General features: G+C 69.4%; 13 protein-coding genes and 6 pseudogenes. 6 read left to right on the top strand and 13 right to left on the bottom strand.

What is annotated here, in order from left to right; all coding sequences use genetic code 11:
• Window positions 1-186 precede the first annotated feature (186 nt).
• The gene (locus ACWDX7_RS13170) at window positions 187-1,683 is read right to left on the bottom strand and encodes a DNA-binding protein NsdB (RefSeq protein ID WP_451488379.1); all 1,497 of its coding nucleotides are present in this window, start codon (window positions 1,681-1,683) and stop codon (window positions 187-189) included.
• Between the two features lie 229 nt (window positions 1,684-1,912).
• Here ACWDX7_RS13170 and ACWDX7_RS13165 point away from each other — a divergent pair, with 229 nt between their 5' ends.
• Window positions 1,913-3,037, top strand: coding sequence for an aminoglycoside phosphotransferase family protein (locus tag ACWDX7_RS13165; protein WP_451488378.1), 1,125 nt, complete (start codon window positions 1,913-1,915; stop codon window positions 3,035-3,037).
• 98 nt (window positions 3,038-3,135) lie between these two features.
• Here ACWDX7_RS13165 and ACWDX7_RS13160 read toward each other — a convergent pair whose 3' ends face one another.
• The 4 genes and pseudogenes from ACWDX7_RS13160 to ACWDX7_RS13145 form a co-directional block, all read right to left on the bottom strand.
• A complete protein-coding gene (locus ACWDX7_RS13160) occupies window positions 3,136-4,746 on the bottom strand; it encodes an RICIN domain-containing protein (RefSeq protein ID WP_451488377.1) in 1,611 nt (536 codons plus the stop codon).
• Between the two features lie 274 nt (window positions 4,747-5,020).
• Window positions 5,021-5,392, bottom strand: a complete 372-nt coding sequence (locus ACWDX7_RS13155) for a hypothetical protein (RefSeq protein WP_451488376.1) — start codon at window positions 5,390-5,392, stop codon at window positions 5,021-5,023.
• Between the two features lie 264 nt (window positions 5,393-5,656).
• Complete coding sequence (locus ACWDX7_RS13150; RefSeq protein WP_451488375.1) at window positions 5,657-6,157, bottom strand: hypothetical protein; 501 nt, start codon at window positions 6,155-6,157, stop codon at window positions 5,657-5,659.
• A gap of 45 nt (window positions 6,158-6,202) precedes the next feature.
• Window positions 6,203-6,994, bottom strand: a pseudogene (locus tag ACWDX7_RS13145) (maleylpyruvate isomerase N-terminal domain-containing protein); the annotation flags it as partial.
• A 142-nt stretch (window positions 6,995-7,136) separates the two neighbouring features.
• Between ACWDX7_RS13145 and ACWDX7_RS13140 the strand changes: the two are divergent.
• A complete protein-coding gene (locus ACWDX7_RS13140; protein WP_451750451.1) occupies window positions 7,137-7,733 on the top strand; it encodes a PucR family transcriptional regulator in 597 nt (198 codons plus the stop codon).
• Between the two features lie 203 nt (window positions 7,734-7,936).
• Here ACWDX7_RS13140 and ACWDX7_RS13135 read toward each other — a convergent pair whose 3' ends face one another.
• Window positions 7,937-8,341 (bottom strand): hypothetical protein, encoded by a 405-nt coding sequence (locus ACWDX7_RS13135; RefSeq protein ID WP_451493116.1) that lies wholly within the window; start codon window positions 8,339-8,341, stop codon window positions 7,937-7,939.
• Between the two features lie 242 nt (window positions 8,342-8,583).
• On the opposite strand from ACWDX7_RS13135, the gene ACWDX7_RS13130 reads away from it, so the two are divergent.
• Entirely contained in the window at window positions 8,584-9,111 is a 528-nt protein-coding gene (locus ACWDX7_RS13130; protein WP_451493117.1) for a hypothetical protein, read from the top strand.
• Window positions 9,112-10,501: 1,390 nt separating this feature from the next.
• Window positions 10,502-10,729, top strand: a complete 228-nt coding sequence (locus ACWDX7_RS13125) for a hypothetical protein (protein WP_052877024.1) — start codon at window positions 10,502-10,504, stop codon at window positions 10,727-10,729.
• A 485-nt stretch (window positions 10,730-11,214) separates the two neighbouring features.
• Here the strand turns inward: ACWDX7_RS13125 and ACWDX7_RS13120 are convergent, their stop codons facing one another.
• The 3 genes from ACWDX7_RS13120 to ACWDX7_RS13110 all read right to left on the bottom strand — a co-directional run bounded on the left by ACWDX7_RS13120 (window position 11,215) and on the right by ACWDX7_RS13110 (window position 13,912).
• Entirely contained in the window at window positions 11,215-12,045 is an 831-nt protein-coding gene (locus ACWDX7_RS13120) for a hypothetical protein (protein WP_451493118.1), read from the bottom strand.
• A 101-nt stretch (window positions 12,046-12,146) separates the two neighbouring features.
• Window positions 12,147-13,061 carry an ABC transporter ATP-binding protein gene (locus ACWDX7_RS13115; RefSeq protein WP_451493119.1) on the bottom strand — a complete coding sequence of 305 codons (915 nt, stop codon included), beginning with the start codon at window positions 13,059-13,061 and terminating at the stop codon, window positions 12,147-12,149.
• A 599-nt stretch (window positions 13,062-13,660) separates the two neighbouring features.
• On the bottom strand, window positions 13,661-13,912 hold the full coding sequence (locus tag ACWDX7_RS13110; protein WP_451493120.1) for a hypothetical protein: 252 nt from the start codon (window positions 13,910-13,912) through the stop codon (window positions 13,661-13,663).
• A 637-nt stretch (window positions 13,913-14,549) separates the two neighbouring features.
• Between ACWDX7_RS13110 and ACWDX7_RS13105 the strand changes: the two are divergent.
• Window positions 14,550-14,899, top strand: a pseudogene (locus ACWDX7_RS13105) (transposase); the annotation flags it as partial.
• A 290-nt stretch (window positions 14,900-15,189) separates the two neighbouring features.
• Here the strand turns inward: ACWDX7_RS13105 and ACWDX7_RS13100 are convergent.
• A complete protein-coding gene (locus ACWDX7_RS13100) occupies window positions 15,190-16,686 on the bottom strand; it encodes a hypothetical protein (protein WP_451493121.1) in 1,497 nt (498 codons plus the stop codon).
• An 803-nt stretch (window positions 16,687-17,489) separates the two neighbouring features.
• Between ACWDX7_RS13100 and ACWDX7_RS13095 the strand changes: the two are divergent.
• Window positions 17,490-18,218 (top strand): annotated as a pseudogene (locus ACWDX7_RS13095) (NF041680 family putative transposase); the annotation flags it as partial.
• Between the two features lie 12 nt (window positions 18,219-18,230).
• Here the strand turns inward: ACWDX7_RS13095 and ACWDX7_RS13090 are convergent.
• The 3 pseudogenes from ACWDX7_RS13090 to ACWDX7_RS13080 form a co-directional block, all read right to left on the bottom strand.
• Window positions 18,231-18,422 (bottom strand): annotated as a pseudogene (locus ACWDX7_RS13090) (integrase core domain-containing protein); the annotation flags it as partial.
• Between the two features lie 26 nt (window positions 18,423-18,448).
• Window positions 18,449-19,532 (bottom strand): annotated as a pseudogene (locus ACWDX7_RS13085) (IS110 family transposase).
• 221 nt (window positions 19,533-19,753) lie between these two features.
• Window positions 19,754-20,046 (bottom strand): annotated as a pseudogene (locus ACWDX7_RS13080) (DDE-type integrase/transposase/recombinase); the annotation flags it as partial.

Genomic DNA, 20,046 nt, shown 5'->3' with positions numbered 1-20,046 from the left:
CGCCTTCAGGGCCGCGCCGGGAGGCGCGGCCTTTCTCGTCTCCGTACGGGAGCCCGCGCGCGGCCTCGGCGAGGACTTGAGCGGTCGGCTCAGGAGGGCAGGGCCTCCGGTGGCAGGGCTCCGGGGTGGACGTCGGGGCGGGCTTCCGGGTTGATACGGCGGCGGGTGGCCGCGGCGGGCGCGGAGCTACACCGCCGCACCGCGCGCGCTGCGCTGCGCGGGGCCGTCCGGCAGGGCCGACGCGATCTCCTGCCGCAGGTCCTCGATCCGCCCGTAACCCGCGTACTGGCCGGTGAGCCGGTACATCTCGCGCAGCCGGTCCCATGTCCGGTGCGAGGAGGTCTCGTTCATCGAGACCAGCGCGAGGCGGGCGTAGCGGTCGGCCTGCTCCGGGTCGTCGGCGATGAAGCAGGCCGAGGCCATCGAGATGTAGTCGAAGATCTGCGAGCGCTGGTAGCCCTCGCCGCGCAGCCGCAGCGCCTGCTTGGCGTGGCGCGCCGCGATCGGCGCCGCCGTGGCGTCGTGGTCGGCGAGCGTCCGGTAGGCCAGGGCCTGCATGCCGTGCAGATCCGCCTCGTCGAAGTGCTGCATCCAACTCGGCGGCGGCACATCGCCCTTGTCGGAGACGAAGAGCTCCTCCGCCTCGCCCAGCGTGCGGCGCATGGCCTGGCCCTTCCCCATGGCGGCCTGCGCCCAGGCCTCGATGGTGTGCAGCATGGCCCGGGTGCGCGGCAGCGTCTGCTCGCCGGAACCCGACTGGGCCAGCTTCATCAGGTCGAGCGCCTCGTGGGGCTTGCCGAGGTGGACCATCTGGCGTGCCGCCCGGGACAGCGCCTCGCCCGCGCGCGGCCGGTCGCCGCCCTCGCGGGCCGCGTGCGCGGCGATGACGAAGTACTTCTGCGCCGTCGGTTCCAGGCCCACGTCGTGGGACATCCAGCCCGCCAGCACCGCCAGGTTGGCCGCCACCCCCCACAGGCGCCGCTGGAGGTGGTCGGGGTGGTGGTAGGCGAGCATGCCGCCCACCTCGTTGAGCTGGCCGACGACGGCCTTGCGCTGGAGGCCGCCGCCTCTGGAGGCGTCCCAGGCGCGGAAGACGTCCACGGAGCGTTCGAGGGCCTCGATCTCCTGCGAGCCGATCGGGGCGGCTTCGTAGCGGTCGTAGCCCGCCGGGTCGGCCTGGGAGGAGCCGCCGAAGCGCGGCGCCTCCCCGGTGGCGGCGGGGTCGGTGTGGAGCCAGTCGTACATGGCGTTGCTGAGGACGGAGCCGGCGGTGAGCGCGGCGCCCGCGCCCATCAGACCGCGACGGTTGAGCATGAGGTCCATTCCCGTGAATTCGGTGAGGACCGCGGCTGTGCGTTCGGGCGCCCAGGGCACCTGGTCGGGGTTGTCCTTCGCCCCGTCCGGCTGCCGTTTGGAGGTGCGACGCTGCCGTACGAACCCGAGGTCCTCGATGGTCACGACACGACCGAGCCGCTCGGTGAACAGTGCTGCCAGTACCGTGGGCACCGGCTCGCGCGGGGTTTCCCCCAGGTCGATCCAGCGCCGCACCCGCGAGGTGTCGGTGGCCAGCTGGTGGTGGCCCATGGCCGCCGCCTGCCGATTGACCATCCTCGCCAGTTCGCCCTTCGACCAGCCGGCCAGGCCGAACAGATCGTTCAGGCGGGTGTTCGGACCTTTGCTCACGTCAAGCCCCCAGGTTCTCGGCTGAGTTGACAGTAACCCGCCGTCAGGTGCCCAGCGACTATTCGCCAGGGTTCGCCAGGGCACGCCGGATGGTCCGCCACCCTTCGCCGGGTGTCAGGTAGGAATGCGCCTCCCCGACCCGGTCACCGGCGGAACTCCCCAGGGTGAAGTACGGGTCCGGCGGGGCGGCGTACGAAACCAGTCGGCGCACGAAAGGATCCGTAACGCCATGTACGCAGCAACGTCCTCCGTGTCCGCCCCGGTCCGGTCGCACCGCACGCTCCAGGCCGGCGGCGGCCCCTACCTCGAAGCCAACCGACCCGCGACCCCGGTGCAGGAGGCCGTGCGGGCACGCCGGATGCCGGTGACCGGAGCGCAGCCGCTCAGCGGGCGGATCGACCTCTCGGGTCCCCAGGGCGCGCAACTGCGGACCGCGCTCGCCTCGGTGCAGCGGATCTGTCCGGAGTTCGCGCCGGTGCAGGTGCTACGGCGCAGCGGCCGGTCGGTCCTCCTGGTGGGCACCACCGGCCGGATGACCGCCGTCGCCAAGGTTTTACTTGATCATTCGCCCGCGTGGCGCGAGCGGTACCGGCACGAAATAGCGGCGTACCGGACGTTCGTCCGTCACCGTCCACCGGTCCGGGTGCCGCGTCTGATCGCGGCGGACCCCGAGAACTGCACGCTGGTGGTCGAGCGGATGGCGGGCCGGGTGGCGGCGCTGCAACGGCACCCCGTGGAGGCCCCGCCGCGGGTCGACGTACGGGCGGCCGTGGGGGCGATCTGCCGGGTCAACCAGTGGCGTCCGCCGACCGAGCTGTTCGGCAGCCCGCTGAACTACTCGCGGCGGATCGTGCGCGACTACGAGCTCGGTCTGCTCACCGACCGGGACCTCGGCGACCTGCAGAAGCTGCTGCACGGGGTGAAACTGTCGGGGGCCGCGCTGCAGTTCAACCACGGTGACGCGCTGCTGTCGAATCTGCTGCTGTCCCCGGCCGGACCGGTGCTGCTCGACTGGGAGCACGCGGGCTGGTACCTGCCGGGCTACGACCTGGCCACGCTGTGGACGGTCCTGGGCGACGCCCCGGCCGCGCGCGGCCAGATCAGCCGCCTCGCCCAGTCGGCCGGCCCGGCCGCGCGGGACGCCTTCCTGGTCAACCTGATGCTGGTGCTGACCCGGGAGATCCGGATGGCCGAGACGGCGGTGCAGCGTTCGATCCTGTCGACCGCTCCGACCCGGCCGCTGCCGGCGGGGGCCGTCTCCTCCGGTGAGGAGCAGCGGCTGCTGCTGCGGCGCCTGCACGACGACGCGGGAATGGCCCGTAGAGCGGTCCGCGCGGCGGTCGGCACCCGCTGACACCGCCGCCCGGCACTCCGGGTACGAGCCCCGTGGCCCGTCAGAAGGGCGGCCCCCCTCCCTGGTGCAGCGCGGGAGGGGGGCCGCAAATGCGGGGGCTACTTCTTGGGGCCCGTGCCGCAGAAGAAAATCGCCTGGCCAAGTCCCTTGACCGTGCCGGTCATCATGCCGATGGCCAGTCCCGGTACGGCGCCGGCACCGCCTGCCATGGCGCCGGTCGCCGTTCCCACGACCGTGCCGACATAGATGCTGCTGCCCAGGTGCTTGAGCATGCACTTGTTCCACTCGGCTTCGGTCTTGGGCTTGTCGAAGAGGCCCATCGCAGACATTTGGGCCGTGTTCAGCTTGCCGGCGGTCTGCGCCAGGGCGGCAGCCGGAACACCGTCACGCACCGAGATGGTGGGCGGCGTCACGGTGCCGGTAACCGTGTCCCCGGTGACGCCTTCGATCGTCTGGGTGAGCTTCTTGCCATCGAGGGCGAGGCTGACCTTGTGCGTGGCACCGTTCGGCTCCTGGACGATGCCGGGCCGGACGGTGGCGATGTTCTTGCCGGAGCCGTCGGTAAGCTTGACCGTATTGTCCTCGACGGTCGCGGTTGCGCCCTCGGGGACGTCGAGGTCAGCGCTCTCGGTCTTGGCCAGGACCTGCGGCTTGACGTCCGCGTTGGTGTTGCTGGTGTCACTGCCCGGCGTGCTGGCGCTGGTGCGGGCGATGTACATCGTGGAGCCGGCCGTCGAGTTGACGACGGGGACCGTGACAGTCGCATCCGTGGTCCACGGCTGGTTGTCGGTGTCGAAGGTCCAGGTGCCCGTGACCTTCTTGCCGACGGCCGCGAAGTCGACCCAGGCGTAGTTCTTCGACGGGACGTCCACGGCGATGCCGTTGATCGTCGTCTCGTCCGAGGTGTAGGTCTGTGTCGTGGCCAGCTGGCTGGAGATCATGGCCTGGACCGGCACGGAGACCCCGACGGAGGTGGAGACGCCAGCCGAAAACGACTGGGCCCAGCCGGAGTGGTAAATCGTCGTGAAGATCTGCTTCATCGTGCTGTCGGTGCCGTTGTACCAGACGGACGAGGCGATCTGGCGGGGCAGGAGCTCGGGCTGTCCCTCAGACTTCTCGGTCCACGAACAGGTCGACGTCTTCTTGGAACAGAGGTCCGCGTAGTAGTCGAGGGCGAGGCTTTTCGCTTCGGCGGCCTTCGATGCGGGAACCGTCCATTCCTGGCTCGCGCTGCCGTTGCAGGCGTTGGGCTGGGCGAGGATCCCCCACAGGTGGAGGCCACCCCGGTTGTCCATGCAGTACTCGATGCCGCTGGAGTCGTCGCGGCGGACGATCCCGAACGTGTTGGGCTTGCCGTCGACGGGGCGGAAGTGCCACTGCTCGCCGTCCTTGCCGCAGGACTGCTGGGTGGCGGGCTGGGTGGCGTAGATGCACTTCCCGGAGGAGGTGTTGGCGATGTTGAAGGTGCCGGGGGCACTGAGCTTGATCAGGCGCCAGTTCGTGTAATTGGTGCCGTCGGGAGTGACGGAGATCTGGTTCCCGTCGTTGTTGCCCGTCGCGTTGAGGGTGCCGTTCTTGTTGGTAAAGGTGTACGCGTCGGTCGCGGCGGCTGCGGGAGTGGCGGCGAGGGCGAGAGCCGGGGCGATGACGGCGAGGGCGAGGACGGGAGCCGTTAAGAGTCGCGCGGCACGCGTGAAGTGGCGTTTCATGGCAACTTTCGGTTGAGTTTCCGGTGGATCTTCTGTTATGAGCCGTGAGGTAGGGAAGTTGCGAACGTCGGCCCGGGTGCCACGGCCAGGATCATGCTGCCCTGTGCTCGTTCATGAGCTGGCAACCCATCCTCCGGCCGTCGAACCGTTCGCTCTGCCGGACGGCCGAGCACCTTCGGGGCTCAGTCACGCATACACGTGCCGCGCCGCGAACCCGGAACGATCCGGAGTGACGGTGCGGCTGGTGTCGTGATCGAACAGCCTCACTACGCGTCTATGGAAGCGATGCGTTGTCCGGGGTGGGCCGGGCCGCCGGGTCCTTGGGCAGACACGGCCCGATGAACGAACGCAGCGTCGGCGGCACGGCCTCCAGGTCCGGCTCGGAATGCGCGACGTTGTACAGCACGCCCGGCACCGAGGTCCCCGCGAACGGCGGTCTGCCAGTACAGGCCGTCACGAGGGTCGAGGCGAGCGAGAACACATCTGCGGCGCGGTCATGTGAAGACCCCGCGCCTGTTCCGGCGCCTTGAATTGCGTCGTCCTCGGCCAGTTCGGCCTGCACCTGCCGGTCCGCGACGAGGCGGCCGTCAGAGGCGACACCCAGCAGCACGCGTCCCGTGCCACCCTGAACGAGCTCGGTCAGCACATGGCCCGAACAGCCCTGTTGTGCCCCTGTCGCCTCGTCCCTTCCCCCCGGGCCGTCCGGCCCTCCGATGCGAGAGGATCATGCCGAGAGTGGATCCGTGGGGACGTGGTGCGCACCGGATCCAGGCCTGGCCGCGAGCTGCCCGTACGGCACCAACTGCGCGGTCGCCGCACCGGCTTTCGAGTCCGAACGGCATCGCGGACGCGCGACGGGCGGGCCGGCAGGGGCCGGGCGACCGGTCCCGCCCTGGCCCTGCCCCTCGCGTTAGCCCTGCTGGAAGAGCTCGGCGGGGAGCGGCTTCAGGAGGGCGTAGAGGTCATCGGTGATCGGGCGGTCCCAGCTGGCGATGGTGACCAGCACATTGTCGCTGCGGTCGAACTGGACGCAGGAGATGCGGGACTCGGACAGCTTGATCTTCCGGACGATGAGGAGGTTGTCGCCCTGCATGACGGGGCAGTCCTCGGCACCGGTGACCTCGACGTCCTCTTCGTTCTCCAGGGCGTCGAGGAGCTGGGCGACCTCGAAGGGGACCTGTCCGTCCTCCAGGTCCCGGGCCGGAGAACCCTCGGGGAGGTTTCCGATGATCATCGCGGGGCCGCGTCCGCCGAAGAGGTCGTAGCGGAGGAAGACACCCTGGCAGCTGCCGTCGGGCGCGGGCAGCAGCCCGGCTCCGAGATTGCCCGGCCAGTCCCCCGGGTCCATGGCCAGGACGTCGAAGTCCGGGCCGGCGGGTGTGGCGGCGCGGTGGCGGCGGAGGAAGGACATGCCGCCATGGTACGTGGCCGTACGCGTTTTCCGGTCCCGGGGCCCTCATCCGCCGGGGCCGGGTAACCGTGTCCCGGCAACCCCGGCCGGCACGGCCTCCGGAGCCGAAGGCCGTGCCTCAGGCGCCGCCGATAAGCGATACGGCTTCCCCGGCGGGCCGTCAGACCGGCGGGGGCGATCAGACCGGCGGGACCAGCGCGAAGTAACGCGGGAGCAGCCCGGCGTCAGCCGTGGTCCGCCGGGCGGTGGCGGGAAGGCGGCCCCCGAGGAAGAGGGCGAGGTCCGAGGCGGGGCCCGCGGCCTCGACGTCCTCCGGGCCGGTGGTGCCGGGCTCCGACCGGATTCCCGTCCGCCCGGAAGGCGAGGGTCCAGGATTCGGGACCGTCCGTGCTCCGGAATCGGTATCGCTCGCCCGCGCCCCGCCGCGCCCCGGGCCGGGATCGTCCCGCGCGGGACCCTCACCTCGAAGCTCTGCGTCACGGCGTCCGCCGCCAAACGGGGGTCCAAGGCGCTCGGTGTCGCCACCGCGGCCTCGGCGTCCCAGCGGTGGACAGCCAGCTCGATCGTCTGCATCCGCAGCCAGAAACCCGAGGTCCGCTCCGCCGACCAGCTCCCCACCGGCACATCGGGCCCGAGCCCGCGCAGCAGGCCCTCCAGGGCCCGTGCGCCCTCGGTGCACCAGTCGATCAGCGCCTGCGACACCGGCCCCCGGTTCGGCGCCCGGCCCGGCACGGGCCGGGCGGCCCGGATCTCCGGGTCGGCGGGGGTCCCGTACAGGGAGAGATCACCCGGGTCCGGGGCCTCGGCGGACTGCTCCGGCAGGAGGTGGGCAACGTACCGCTGGACTCCCCAGGTGCCCGATCAGGTCGGACACCATGGCGCCGGGGCAGGAGGGGACCGCCGGCGCGGGACCGGCCCCATCCCTGCCTCCGCCCTGCGCGCGTTTCTAGAGGAGGCCCTCGTCCAACCGGACGATCCGGTGCGGGTATCCCCGGAACAGATTTCCGGCACCATCGACGCCGAACAGGCCGTACTCCTCCTCCTGCTGCCCGAGCCCACGGACGCGCTCCCCGGACCGGCCCTGGACTGCGCCGCCCTGCAGCAGAGGATCGCCGCGGCGCTCGCGCGCTGGCTCGGCCCGAGCGGTCGCCTCTCCATCGGTGTCAGCTCTCCGGTAGAAGCGGCCGGCAGCGCACGCCGAGCGCTGGACGAGGCCCGCACCGCGCTGCGGGTCGCCGAGGAGGGCCCGGAACGAGTGACCGTGCGCGGCCCCGACGACCTCACCTCGCACATCCTGTCGCTGCTGCCGCTCATCCCGGCCGAGACCCGGCAGGCCTTCGCCGCCCGTCTCCTCGGCCCCCTGCGCGATCACGACAGCCGACACCAAACCGACCTGCTGCGCACGCTGGAACGGTTCCTCGAATGCGACGCGTCCTGGATCAAGTGCGCCGCCCAATTGCACCTTCACGTCAACTCGTTGCGCCACCGCATTACCCGTATCGAGCAGCTCACCGGCCGGGATCTGGCCCGCCTGGAGACCCGACTGGACTTCCTTGCGGCCTTGAGGGCCGGCTGAGCCGCCCCACCGGTGCGCTCACGCCGCCTGTCGCACCGTAGTCCCGACGCCGCCGTGAACCGAGCCGAGCACCGTCGAACGAGCGCTTGAGCGTGCCGTAGTCCGCCAATATCTGCCGGCCGAGTCTCCCTGGCCGGGCCCCTGCACGGCACACTGCTCGTCGCCAGGTTCCGCGCGGGAGGCCGGAGGCACTCCCGCACTCCCTACGAACTCATGAGGCCGGATTTCGCGGCGGCCGCCGCCTCCAGGAGGGTCCAGCCGTCGACCTCCACCGCTCGCCGCTCCTCCGGCTGCCACCCGCGGGCCAGCGCCACGTCCAGCAGGGCCCGTACGGCGCCCGGCTCATGCAGGTTCAAGTCCGCACCCTGGGTGAACCCGACGTCCCCGGAGCCGAAGGGCGCCCCACCCGGAACGTACCGCCCGGGCCCGTCGGCGAAGGCGATACGCAGCGGACCACCGGCGCCGGCCGGCTGCGGAGACAGGGTGAGGATGTGGCGGCAGTCCACGGACCGGCCGTCGTGGTCTCGTCGGTGGCTGTGGCTCATCGTCCACATGTACACGCGCCCGTCGGCGACCAGTCGGCGGGGCTTCTTCGCATGTCGAGGCACGCGACCAACCCTACCCGGCCCGACCCGCAAGGCAGGGGCACAGATCAGGTCGTGGTCCTTCGTGGAGTGCGACGCTGTGCGGTGCGTAATGCGCGGCCTGAGCAAGGTGGATCGGCCCGTCCGGGCGATGTTTCCTCCAACTGGGTACGACCGGATCGGATGGGAATGAACGCCAGGCTTCGCCGTAGGTCAAGCCGCCCGGTGACACAGAAGGAGTTATGACGCCTCCATAGGCTTACCGCATGACAGTATCGAGCAGCTTTGCGCATCCTCGCTGGGGACTCCAGTTCCACTGGTGGGCGGTCGATCCGTTCAGCCGAGTCGGGTTGTTCTATTCCGCGTTCGGCCCGGTGCCCTCGGCGGCAAACGCCCATGAACAGACCCTGGATGAGGCGACGGCCTGGGCCAAGACGCGTCACCCGGAGTGGTTCGACGCGCACTGCGGGGAGGATGATTGTCCTTCGTACTGTGTCGTCGAGCTGGTACGGGCGCCGTATCTGTTCACCTGGGACGAGGAACACGACGAGCGCTACGCGCGATGCGGCGTACCAACACAACCGCTTTTGGTGTCCGAGCTGCCTGCGGCAGTGGCTGCTGCCGTGCGCCTTGTAGAGGTCAACTTTCCCTTCGACCAGGCCGCGCAGATCAACCTGGCATACCCCGGAGGTCGGGAAGTCATCTCCGCCTCGGCGCTAGCCTCCTGTACGTGCTGCCAACGGCACCCGGATGAGTGGGAGTCGGGCATCGTAGGAAGGCTCGGCCCCTCGTAGAGAGGACGGGGTGTCCTCGGTGTGGTTCAGCGACCGGGTGCGGGCACCGTGGTTCGGCGGCGGTCCCGTGGGCTCGCGTGGAGACCGCCGACGGCACCTTGGCCATCAGGGAGGGCCTCTCGAAGTCCTCCGGCAAGCACTGGGAGGTGGGGGGCCGCAAGGAGTGCCGGCCGCGGAGTTCCTGCGGTGGGTGTTCGCCGGTCGCGTGGTGCCGCACCGGCGGCGCGCCTCCGTCCGCAGCCCTCTGCCCGCCTGGGGACCCTCTGGACGGCGCCGCAGTACGCCGAGGCGGAGATCACCCACCTGGACGCGGAGGAACGGCGAAAGCGGGAACGGGAGGAGCAGGAACGTGCGTTCCGGCTCCGATGGCGCCAGGAGCAGCAACTCCAGATGCAGAGAGATTAGGAGCGGGCCCGGGCGGAGGGCGAGACACAAGGCCGCAGTTTAGGCCCTCGTCACACGGTAGGCCGCCCTGGAGATACCCGACGCCCAGTTCGTCCACCGCGAGACCGGCAGCTACCTCTTCGTCTCGGACAAGGCCGAACCGGAGTACGCCATGGGCGTCCCCGTCTATGTCGGGCTGAGACCGTACGGGGTCGTCTGCCCCGTGGCCAGCCGGATCGCCGCCCTGCGGGACCGGCTCGCCGCGCTCGTCACCTTCGTCGCCTCCGACGGGGAGAGGCGGCCCCATCGCAGCGCAGACCCGGCCGGATCAGCGGCTCGAAGTCCTGGGCGCTTGAGGCCGCCCCGGCCGAGGCTGGCCTGGATCTACGCGTGCGGTACGCAGAGCGGTGCAGAAAGTGCAGAAACCCCCGGCGCGGCAGCCCATCACCGGGGCCTGAGAATCCGTTTCACCGGGGCCTGGAAATCCGGCTTCCGGTGAACCCGGCTTCCGGCGGGTCAGGCGCCTTTAGCAACACCATCAAGTACGCCCATCACGTAGTTCCGGTGCCCTCGCTGTCGCTCCGGCACCGGCGGATGGTGCCGTTTGTGCGACATCCCTTGAGTTCCTCCGAATTGCAGATGCGCCGACGGCTCCTCGAGCCGGGTCGGCGACGATGCCCTGCGCAGCGGGCTCTGGAGTGTCACTTCGCCGCGACCCTCTGAGGTGATCACTCCCCTCGCGCCGCGCGCCTCGTGGCGTCCACAAGGGCGCACGTACTCAGACCACCCGCTCCGCGGGCGACTTCGGCGCTGAGCACCCTGGTCCGCCCGGACGGGCACGACGCACGAGCTCTCCGCGTTGGGACTGTAGGCCCGCATGTTGAGGTGTCGCGTATTCCAGCTTGGACAGCCCTCGTTGGTCACTCTGGGTGGCGAGGATCGCGGTGCGTCCTCGGACGGATAGGTTCACCGTGGTGTGTTCGAGTCACTTCTGGAGGGGTCACCGGTGGACATTGTCGCGATCATGGAGGCGCTGGCCGAACAGGGCATAACCGTGCTGTTCAAGGCTGACGCTGAGCGGATGGCAGAGAGGCGGAAGCCCTGGACGTTCGTGGCCAGTGGCGCCCCCTTGCGTGACGACATCCTCGTGCGAACCGATGCTGCGTCGGTGGAGCAGTGTCTCGAAGCCTGCCTGCCCCGCCTGCGCGAACTGGGCTTCACTTTTCCCGAGTGACGAGGCATGCCAGCAGGAGTGGAAAGACAGCTCACCGTGTGTGGTCACCGAAGCCGGAGGAACATGGAGCCGATACGCCCCCGGCGACCACCAGCGATGAAGCGATGTTACTTACGCCGGGTCCGCTGAGCCGCGTTTGTCCTCAACGTGGACGACGTGAAGCTCGGTGCCGTCCCGGTGGCGCTTGGAACGTCCGAACAGCCCGACAGCGATCTGCGACTGAGGAGTTCCTGCGGTAGGTGGTCGGCCCACGGCAACAGGACCGCGGTCGCCTGCCGGACCACCGCCGCCGAGGGTCGTCCAGGAGCGGTCGTACTCCTCGACGCACACCGCCTCCAGCGCTCGCAGCCCCGCCATCGCGCAGGCGCGCACGCCAGGGACCGAGTGCGAGAGGATCCCACCTTCGGGCCGGTCCGCGGTGGGCTGTGCAGCATGCTGGAGTCCCTGTCTGCGGTGACGTCTGCCGCGCGCTGGGGTTCGGGCGTTCAACTGGAGGGCGCGTCCCGGCCTCGGTACGCCCAGTAGCCCGCAGCCGTCAGAAGGACGGTGTAGAGGCAGAAGAGCGCTGTTGACGTGGACGTGGACAGGTGCGAGCCGACCAGGGTTTGGACGAAGGAGCGGTCCTCCGGCGGGTAGGCAGAGACGTCCGTCAGCATCGCCCGGCCAGCGGCGAAGGGGAGCCAGCCGCCAACCCCGTCGAGGCCTGGCAGGTATCCCAGCAACCCGCCCACCAGCCTCTCTACGATCAACGGCCACATGCACAGCATCAGGACTGGGATGATCCGGCTGCGTATCAGCGACACCAGTGCCAGGCACAAGAGAGCCCAGCAACCCATCCAGAGCACGAAGCGGGAGGCGGGGAACAGCACCTCGGTCCAGGCGGGCTGGGGAACGCCCTTCACGGCGAGGACGACCGCGGAGGACAGGGCACCCAAGAGTGCGCTCCCTGCCGCGATGCCGGCTCCGGTGAGGAAGCCGACGGCGCACTTGGCGGCATACGCAGTGCTCCGGCCGTTCGCCGACAGCCACGTCGTGCGGGCAGCGCCGCGCACCAGCTCTGTGGAGACAGGGCCGGTGCCGAGGACGAGGACGAAGAAGCACAAGACGGGGATCTGCGTCGCGAGCGGCGTCCAGGCGATTACATCGGCCATCGCAGCGGGGCTGGTCCCGCGCGTGCTGAGATCGAGGAGCACGGTGATGCCGGTGAGGAGACTAAGGAGCACCACCACGCCGAGCAGCGCCCAGGTGGAGCGCAGTCCTGCCAGGTGTCGCCACTCGTAGCGGCAGGCACGCAGCAGGGCCGCGGTACGCGACACGGGCACTGGCAGCCGGAGAGGTGGGGGTGGCATGGACGGAGGCGTCGCCACGGCGTCGGACAGAGGCACCCGGCGGCGTACGGACTCGTCTTGGGAGCGACTCACGAGATCCTGAACTCCTCTTCCGCGACGCCGAGGTAGAAGTCCTCGAGCGACGGGCTCTCCTCGTGCAGCCAGTACAGCGGCACTCTGCCCTCCAGAGCCAGCATGGCGATCCGTTTCCTGTCGACCCCCGTCACGTGGGCGCTCTCCTCGCCCAGGGGAGTCAGGGTGCCGCCCGCCGCCTCGACCAGCCGGGCCAGTTTCGGAAGGTTCGGAGCCTCGACGGTGACGCCCCGCAGGGTGGCGGCACGGGTCAGCAGCTCGTCCATCCGCCCTGAAGCGACGACGCGCCCGTGGGAGAGGACCACTACATGGTCCGCCAGTTGTTCCATTTCTCCGAGGAGGTGGCTCGACACCATGACGGCGCGTCCCTGCGAGGCCTGGGAGCGTAGGAAGTCGCGCAGCCAGCGGATCGAGTGCGGGTCGAGACCGTTCGCCGGCTCGTCGAGGATCAGCGCGGGCGGGTCACCCAGGAGGGCTTGAGCGATGGCCACGCGCTGCGCCATGCCCAGCGAAAGTTGCTCCAGGAGGAGTGTGGCGGCCCGCGTCAGTCCCACTACCTCCAGCAGTTCGTCGACGCGCCTGTCAGGGGCGGCGGAACCGGCGGCGACCATGCGCAGGTGGGTACGCACCCGATGTTTGGGGTGGCCCGCCACCCCGCCCAGGACCGCCCCTACCACTGTGCCGGGAGCCCTCCAGTCGGACAGGCGGCGCCCCAGGTAGAGGGTCTTGCCCTCACCGCGCGTCAGGCCCAGCATCAGCCGGATCGCGGTGGACTTGCCCGCGCCATTGGCGCCGGCGAATCCGGTCACCTCGCCGGAGCGGAGGGTCAAGGAGACCTCTGAGAGGACGCGTTTGTCGCCGAAGGACCGGCCGAGGCCGCTGGCCTCGACGAGTACGTCACCCTTCTCCATCAGGTATTCCTCTCCGGACCGCTCATGTAGGGTTTCACTGCGTTATCGCAAGGGGGAGGAAGACCGCGCGGATGGCCTGAACAGGCGTGGAAACCGGAGGGCCTGCTGCGGTCTTCTTCCCCCGACGGCGGCCCCTTTCCTCGTTCGTCACTCCGGCAGTGGAAATTGAGCCCGGCGCTGGGGTTCTCACCCGGAGACGAGGGCGATAAGACGCCAGGCGAGTACGGCGTGCGTCAGGACGCACAGAACCCATGCGGCCGGGGCGCGCATTCCGTGACGTACCACGGTCGTCCATCCCGCGACGATCGAGAGGGCCGACAGACCCCACAGGACCCAGCAAACTACCCGCCATGCTGTGGACAAAGGCTCCACCAGGAGCCCGATCACAGCCAGCGGCGCGAGCAGGATGAGCGGCAGCACCCAGGTCCCTGCGGTAGCGGCACGCTTCGATGACCCGGTTGGGGTGGCGGACATCATGGAGGTACTCCCTCTCGTACGTATTCGGGCTGTCGGCCGGGTCCGCTGCGCGCAACCGTGGCGGACCCGGCCGGCATTACCTCAGAGAGGATGCCGTCGGCGGACCGACGGCATCGTCACGCTCAGTGCATGGCGTTGTAGATCTCCAAGAGCGTCAGACCCGGGGAGACGGCCGCGAGAGGCGCCCGGGCGTACCACGGCAGGCCGTCGTACCACTTCTTGAAGTCGCTGTACTTGCCCGCGATGGCTTTCGCGAAGCCGCCAACCTTGCTGAACGCGGCCTTGATAGCGGCCCACCGGCTCGCGGTGGCGGCCTCGCCGGCGGCGATCCGCTCCATCTCAGCCTTTTCCGCAGGCGTCAGCTTGACCGCCAACGGGCCGTCCAGCAGGGCGCGCGCGGCCTGCTGGGCTTCCGCCTGATGCGTGACCGAGAGGGTCTGCGGAGCCGGCGTGGGTGCCGGGGTTGCCTGGGCCAGGCCAGCACCCGCCCCGAACGCTACGGCGGCAACGGGGACACGGCCGCCAGGCGCATGGTGTTGCGGTTCATTCGATAGTCCCTTGCGTTCGTCGCAAGGAGGAGGAAGCCCGCATGGGCGACCTGAACAGGCGTGGAACCGAAAGGCCCCCCGAACTTCATCCCCCGATGATGTGATGGCGCGTGCCGGACCGCCCATGGTCAGTGTGGCGGAACGGCCATGTCCGCATTTCGGAGTTTCAGTTCCGGAGTGCGGGCACGAATGAACGCTATCGGGAAAAAGATCACGTCACCACAGGCATATCAGCCAGCGTGGCCCACGGACCCATCGGATCTCTGCCTGCGGAGAGCAACGAGCAGCCTCTTCCTATTGTCTTCCTGGCCGAATCCATGCCGTATAGCTGCCGCGTCCGTCACCGGCGCACGCCTTTCACCGCAGCACGCAGTAGACGTGGCGTACGTGGCACGGCCGCGCCCCTTCCGCGATCGAGGACATCGCCTCACGCAGGGCCTCCACCTGCACCTTTGTCCGTCAGGAACTCGGCTGGACCGTGTCAGTGGACTCCACCGTCTGCCGAGCCCACCAGCACGCCGCCGGAGCCAGGAAAAAGGGGCGCCAGATCGGGCTGAGCCCGACGACCATACACTCGGACGTTCCCGCGGCGGCCTGAGCACGAAAGTCCACCTCGCCAGCGACAGCCACGCACGACCCTTGGTCCTCCGCGTTACCGCGGGTCAGGCGGGCGAAGCCCCAGCCTTCGAGGCCGTCATGGCCGGCATCCGTATGCCGCGAAGCGGGTCGAGAAGGCCGCGGACCCGACCGGACACCGTCCTGGCGGACCGCGCGTACTCATCCCGCGCGATTCGTGCGCATCTTCAGCGGCGTCACCGGTGAACCAGTCGGCTGGACCTCTTTGCGGTGTCGATCGAGCTGCAGGTAGGCCGCCCCAAAACCTCCGAGCCGGTCGCTGCCCGGGTCCGCGTGGGAAGGGGCGGTCCGCTGGCTGCCCTGGTCTGCGCGATGGAACTCCCTTGCCGGTGGGCCTTGGCCAGCGGACCGCTGCCCGAAACCCACCCGCCCGGTCAGCTTGCCCGCCCACAGGGCGGTCCGGGAAGGCCGGGCCCCGGCTCCTCAAATGAGGGAGCCAGGGCGGGGCGCCCGGCTTCGGGCCTTGGTCAAGGACGTTGCGGGGCGAGCCGTATGGCGGTACCGGCGTTCGCGAACGTCAAGGTCCCGGTCGACTTCAGGGCCGCTCCCCCGTCGGCCGGCTGGACTGTGAGGGTCCACTCGTGCACCCCGCCGTAGAGGCGCCTGCCGCTTTGGTCCGTGCCGTTCCAGGCGACGTCGATCACCCCGCGAGCCTCTCCCCCACTGCGTATCACCGAGGTGATCCCGGAGGTCGTGTTGCGTACCGTCAGCTTCCAGGAGGCTGCCGGCTTGGACAGCCACCAGCGCGTGTTGCCGCTGGTGGCGCTCTTGGCCGTGACGGTGGCGGGGACCGACTGGTCGATGACCGTCAGCGGTGAGGCCTTGCCGGTGACTCCGATGAGGTGGATCTCGTCCTTGGCGTCCTTGTCGTCGATGTAGGCGACGCCGCCGCCGAACTTGTCGACGGTCCACTGCTTCCAATAGGTGGACAGGTAGGCGGCGTGCTCGCGCACGACCGCGCCGGAGCGCAGGTTGTACACGTACAGGCCATCACGCGTCCGGTTCACGACGTAGCCGTCCCCGAGCTGCGCCTCGCTGCGCTCCGTGTCGGCGAAGGGCAGCGGGAATGCCCTGCCTGTGGGCGCGTGGAAGGCGGAGTAGGTATAGGCGGCGGCGTTGCGAGAGCATGACGTGTAGAACCAGTCTCCGGCCACCTGGAGTTCTCCTGCACGGCAACCCGTCCGGAGGTCCACCCGTTTGACGACCTGGTTCGTTCGCAGGTCCGTGGCGGCGACGGCTCCGGTGTCACCGTCGGGCCGCCACAGGAGAGAACCCCACAGGGAGAACACTCCTGTCGCGTCCACGTTGACGTCGAGGACCTTGTCGGCGTCGATGTCTACGACGAAGCCGCGGGCTTGACGGCCCACGGTCGTGATCGCCGAGATCACGGCGTAGCGGCCGGAGACTGCTTTGACCTCCGCCATCTTGAGCGGTCCGGTAACGGGCGTGGTCAGGGGAAACGTGCGGCGGGCTCCGCCGGGGCGCGTCTCCTGGACGAGGAAGTCGCTGTTGCACGCCGTTTCGAGGCAGTTGCTGTGGATGCCCGGGGTGGCCGAGACGAGCCGCCCGTCTCCGGTTGCCCACCCCACGTCCCGCGAGGGGTGGGAACAGATCAGGTCGTGCACGATGCTGCAGCTCCACGCGGGTGTGGCGGAGACCGTCATGGGGCCCGAGAGCGAGGCCCGGTACGCGTGGGTGCTGTGCTCGAAGTCGTCGGTCTGCCGGACAGTTAGCTCGCCGTGCGTCAGCGTAGGCCCGTAGCGCTGGACGGGCTGTGACGGGAGGGGCTCGAGTTCCTCCGTCACCGGAATGCCCTGCGCGTTCAGCGAGATGCGGTGGAGGCCCCAGTGGTATCGGTCCGGCCCGCCGATCGCGTACAGGTTTCCGTCGGTGCCGGCGACGGGGTTGCCCGCGAGCGCGGGCAGTACGGTGCGCGCGGTTCCGCCGGCGAGTGGGTACGCCACCAATTCCCCGCTGGAGAGTCCGCCCGGGCATTGATCACCCAGTCGCCCGTCTGGTGCAGGTAGCCGTAGGAGGCGACTGCGGTGATCGTCCTGGGCGCGGCGGTGCCCGTCCTGGGCACCAGGCTGATCTTGTCCTTCGCCGTGAACACCGCCGTCCACTGCCGGCCCAGGCCGGCGGGGACGTCGCCCAGGTCATTGGCTTCGGCCGGCAGCGGGAGGGCGCGCATGGTCGCCGAGGCGTAGTCGACCAGGCCGAGACGTACGCCCGTGGGTCCTTGGTAGCGGAGCAGCGCGCCCCGCGCATCGGCCTCCTTCACGGAGACCTGTCCGTCGATCCGCTCCGACGTCACCACGAGAACGTCCTTGCGCGATTCGTTGCTGCGGCCCACCAGGTGCAGGGCGAGCGTGCCGTCCGCGCGCTTCTCGGTCGTCAGCGCCTGGGTGGCCGAGACGGCGGGGAGCCAGGTTCGGTTGGGCTGGGCCGGCAGGCCTTCGACGGTTCCGGTGGCGAAGTCGCGGATGTGCAGGCCGTCCCCGAGGCCCGACCCGGCTCCGGCTGTGCACGCTTCCATGTCGCCCAGCCGCAGGGTCCACGCGTAGTGGCTTCCGTGGCAGTAGTCGCTGCCGGTTTCCTCGCCCTCCTTCAGGCTCCGCCAGTAAGGGGCCTCGTTGACTTCCGGTTGCATTTGGAGGCCAGTACCGGCAGCGGCAAGCTGCCGCTTGGGCGCCTTGACGCTCGGTGCTGCGGCGATGACCGCTTCGCCTCCCGGAGCACCGAACGCGCCTGCGAATGTCTGCCGAAGCCGCCGCGGATGCACGGCGTGAACGGTCGGCCGCCCAAGCACGGCCCGGAATTCCGGTTCACCAAACCGGAAACCTTGCCCGAGCCCGCGATCACCACGATCACGGACACCACCAACTACGGCAAGGCCGCAACCCAGGCATGGGACCGGGTTCACCCCCGGCTCACCCACCGTTCCTCATGGCTGGACCACGACGGCTAACTTTCCTTGGTGGAAGGGACGTTGTTGCGACTGGAGGTTGAGCACCTGTCGAAGGAACGAGATGCTCCGCCGGTGTGGTTGTGGTCCTCGAAGACCGGCGCCACCCAGGACGACGTAGACCGCTTCTGGCAGGCGTTTCTCCGCCGCTTCGACCTGGAGCACACCTTCCGCTTCGCGAAGCAGACGCTGGGCTGGACCACGCCGAAACTCCGTACTCCCGAGGCCGCGGACCGGTGGACCTGGATCCTGACGTCGCCCACACCCAGCTCCGGCTCGCCCGGCCCCTCGCCGGATGTGGGAGAATCCCCCCACATCCGGCCGGCTCACCCCGGCCCGGGTCCGCCGGGGGTTCAGGAACATCCGCGCTCACCTCGCCTGCCCGGCCCGCGTTCCCAAACCGCGAGACGCCGGCACCGGGCGGCCACCCGGTGCCAAGAACAAGCACCGGGCACCCCGCTACGACGTCGGCAAAACCATCAAACGCGCTGAACCCTCAACGCCATCGGCAAACCCGGAAGATCTTGGTAGATGTAGAACAAGTTAGTTGTATTGCCCTGTGCGGTTGGGGACGCGGCTGGCGGGTGGTTTGCCTGCGAGGGCGGTGTGTCCGCGGTGGTGATTGTAGGTGTGGAGCCACTTGGGGAAGGCATCGCGTCGTTCCTGCTCTGACTGGTAGGGGCGGGCGTAGGCCCACTCGTCCAGGAGCGTGCGGTTGAGGCGTTCGACCTTGCCGATGCTCCTATAGCTGTCAAGGACAGTCAGGCTGCGGTCGCCAAGTCTCGTTGGGAGGGTGGCTGGGCTGGGATGCGGGGGACGAGCAAGCGGTAGATCTCGCGTGCGATGTGCCGTTTCAAACAACGGATGATCTCGGTCTTCGTCTTGCCTTCGGCCGTCCTGCGGGCGACGTAGGCGCGTGTGCGTGGTTCCCAGGCCATTCGGGTGACCGTGATCATGTAGAGGGCGTGGTTGGCCTGCCGGTCGCCTCCGCGGTTGAGGCGGTGCCGGCTGGTCTTGCCTGAGGATGCGGGGATCGGGGCGACTCCGCAGAGGTGGGCGAAGGCGGACTCGGATCGGAGCCTTTCGCGGTTGTCGCCGACAGCGATGAGCAGGGCTGCGACTGTTTCGGCCCCGAGTCCTTTGACAGCCATGAGCTCAGCTGCTGCCTGGGTGACGAGCCTGTGGAGGTGGCGGTCGAGCTCCGTGATTTCGTCATCCAGCTGGACGTAGCGGAGGCCGATGGACCTCATCGCCAGCTTGGTGACCGTGGTCAGCGTGTCTGGCTCAGTCCCGGGCCGCCACCGTGTGACGGTGCGGATCAGTTCCGCCCGGTGCATCCCGCGGATGCACTCGCGGAGAGTGTCAGGAGCGGTCACGATCAGGGGCCTTGAGCTGGTTGACGGCATGGGTGCGGGCTTTCATCGCACTGCGACGGGCAACTCTCAGGGTCCGGATCATTTCGACGGCGCCGTCACCGGACTTCGGTATGGCCGTGGCAGTGCCGGACTGCACTGCTCGTGCGGCGGCCTCGGCGTCCACCGCATCGGACTTCCCGCGGCGGCGGCGTGTCTGGTGGTCGGGGCGGTTGACCTCGAGGACCCGGTGGCCCCGCTGCCGCATCCACCTGGAAAGGCCGGCGCCGTAGCAACCGGTGCCCTCCAGGCCGATCTGTTCAATGGTGCCCATGCTTGCAGCCCAGAATTCCAGAGAGGCATAGCCCTCTGGTGTCGAGGGAACGGCGAGCGTGCCCAGCCGACGGCCGAGCTGGTCGAGAGCGGCAGCGACATGGACGTCCGCGTGGGTGTCGACTCCGAGGGTCACACTCGTGATGCAACTGCTGGGCACCTGTCCTCCTGGCGGTCCACATGGCTGGAGCCGCACCGACGGAGCACCGGGGACACACTGCGATGAGGCGCGTGAGCCAGGCTCTTATCAGGTCACATCCGGCAGCCCGCCGGTGCAGCCGCACGCGTTCTCCCGGCCGGCCGACACATCGGCAACAAGGCACGAGCGGCCGGTTGGTCTGTGGGTCAGACCGGCCGGAAGAACGCTCCCAGATCCTCGCAGTTGGTCTGGGGCCGGTAGGGCCGGGTTCGCTATGGGTGATCTGGGCTGCTGCCAGTGCGTCCCGCCAGGTCTAGGACTTGTAGCAGGAGCCGTTGTCGGTGAGGACGCGTTCGACGGTGATGCCGCAGGCGGCGACGTAAGCGTGGGCCCGGGCACAGAAGCCTGTGGCGGTCTCCTTCTTCTCGTCTTCGAGGATTTCGCTGTAGGCGAGGCGGGAGTGGTCGTCGACGGCGGTGTGGATGTAGCTGTAGCCGGTGCCGGACCTGGTTTTGCGGCCGGCTTGGCGGCCGAG

The sequence above is a fragment of the Streptomyces sp. NPDC003034 genome (assembly GCF_053591375.1).
The sequence above is the reverse complement of the archived record's forward strand: the minus strand, read 5'-3'. Positions and strand labels throughout refer to the sequence as shown.

Bases quoted from the DNA above. Each gene is read 5' to 3' on its own strand.
- ACWDX7_RS13165 (WP_451488378.1), top strand. From the start codon at position 1,913: ATGTACGCAGCAACGTCCTCCGTGTCCGCCCCGGTCCGGTCGCACCGC.
- ACWDX7_RS13160 (WP_451488377.1), bottom strand. From the start codon at position 4,746: ATGAAACGCCACTTCACGCGTGCCGCGCGACTCTTAACGGCTCCCGTC.
- ACWDX7_RS13150 (WP_451488375.1), bottom strand. From the start codon at position 6,157: ATGTCCTTCCTCCGCCGCCACCGCGCCGCCACACCCGCCGGCCCGGAC.
- ACWDX7_RS13130 (WP_451493117.1), top strand. From the start codon at position 8,584: ATGACAGTATCGAGCAGCTTTGCGCATCCTCGCTGGGGACTCCAGTTC.
- ACWDX7_RS13115 (WP_451493119.1), bottom strand. From the start codon at position 13,061: ATGGAGAAGGGTGACGTACTCGTCGAGGCCAGCGGCCTCGGCCGGTCC.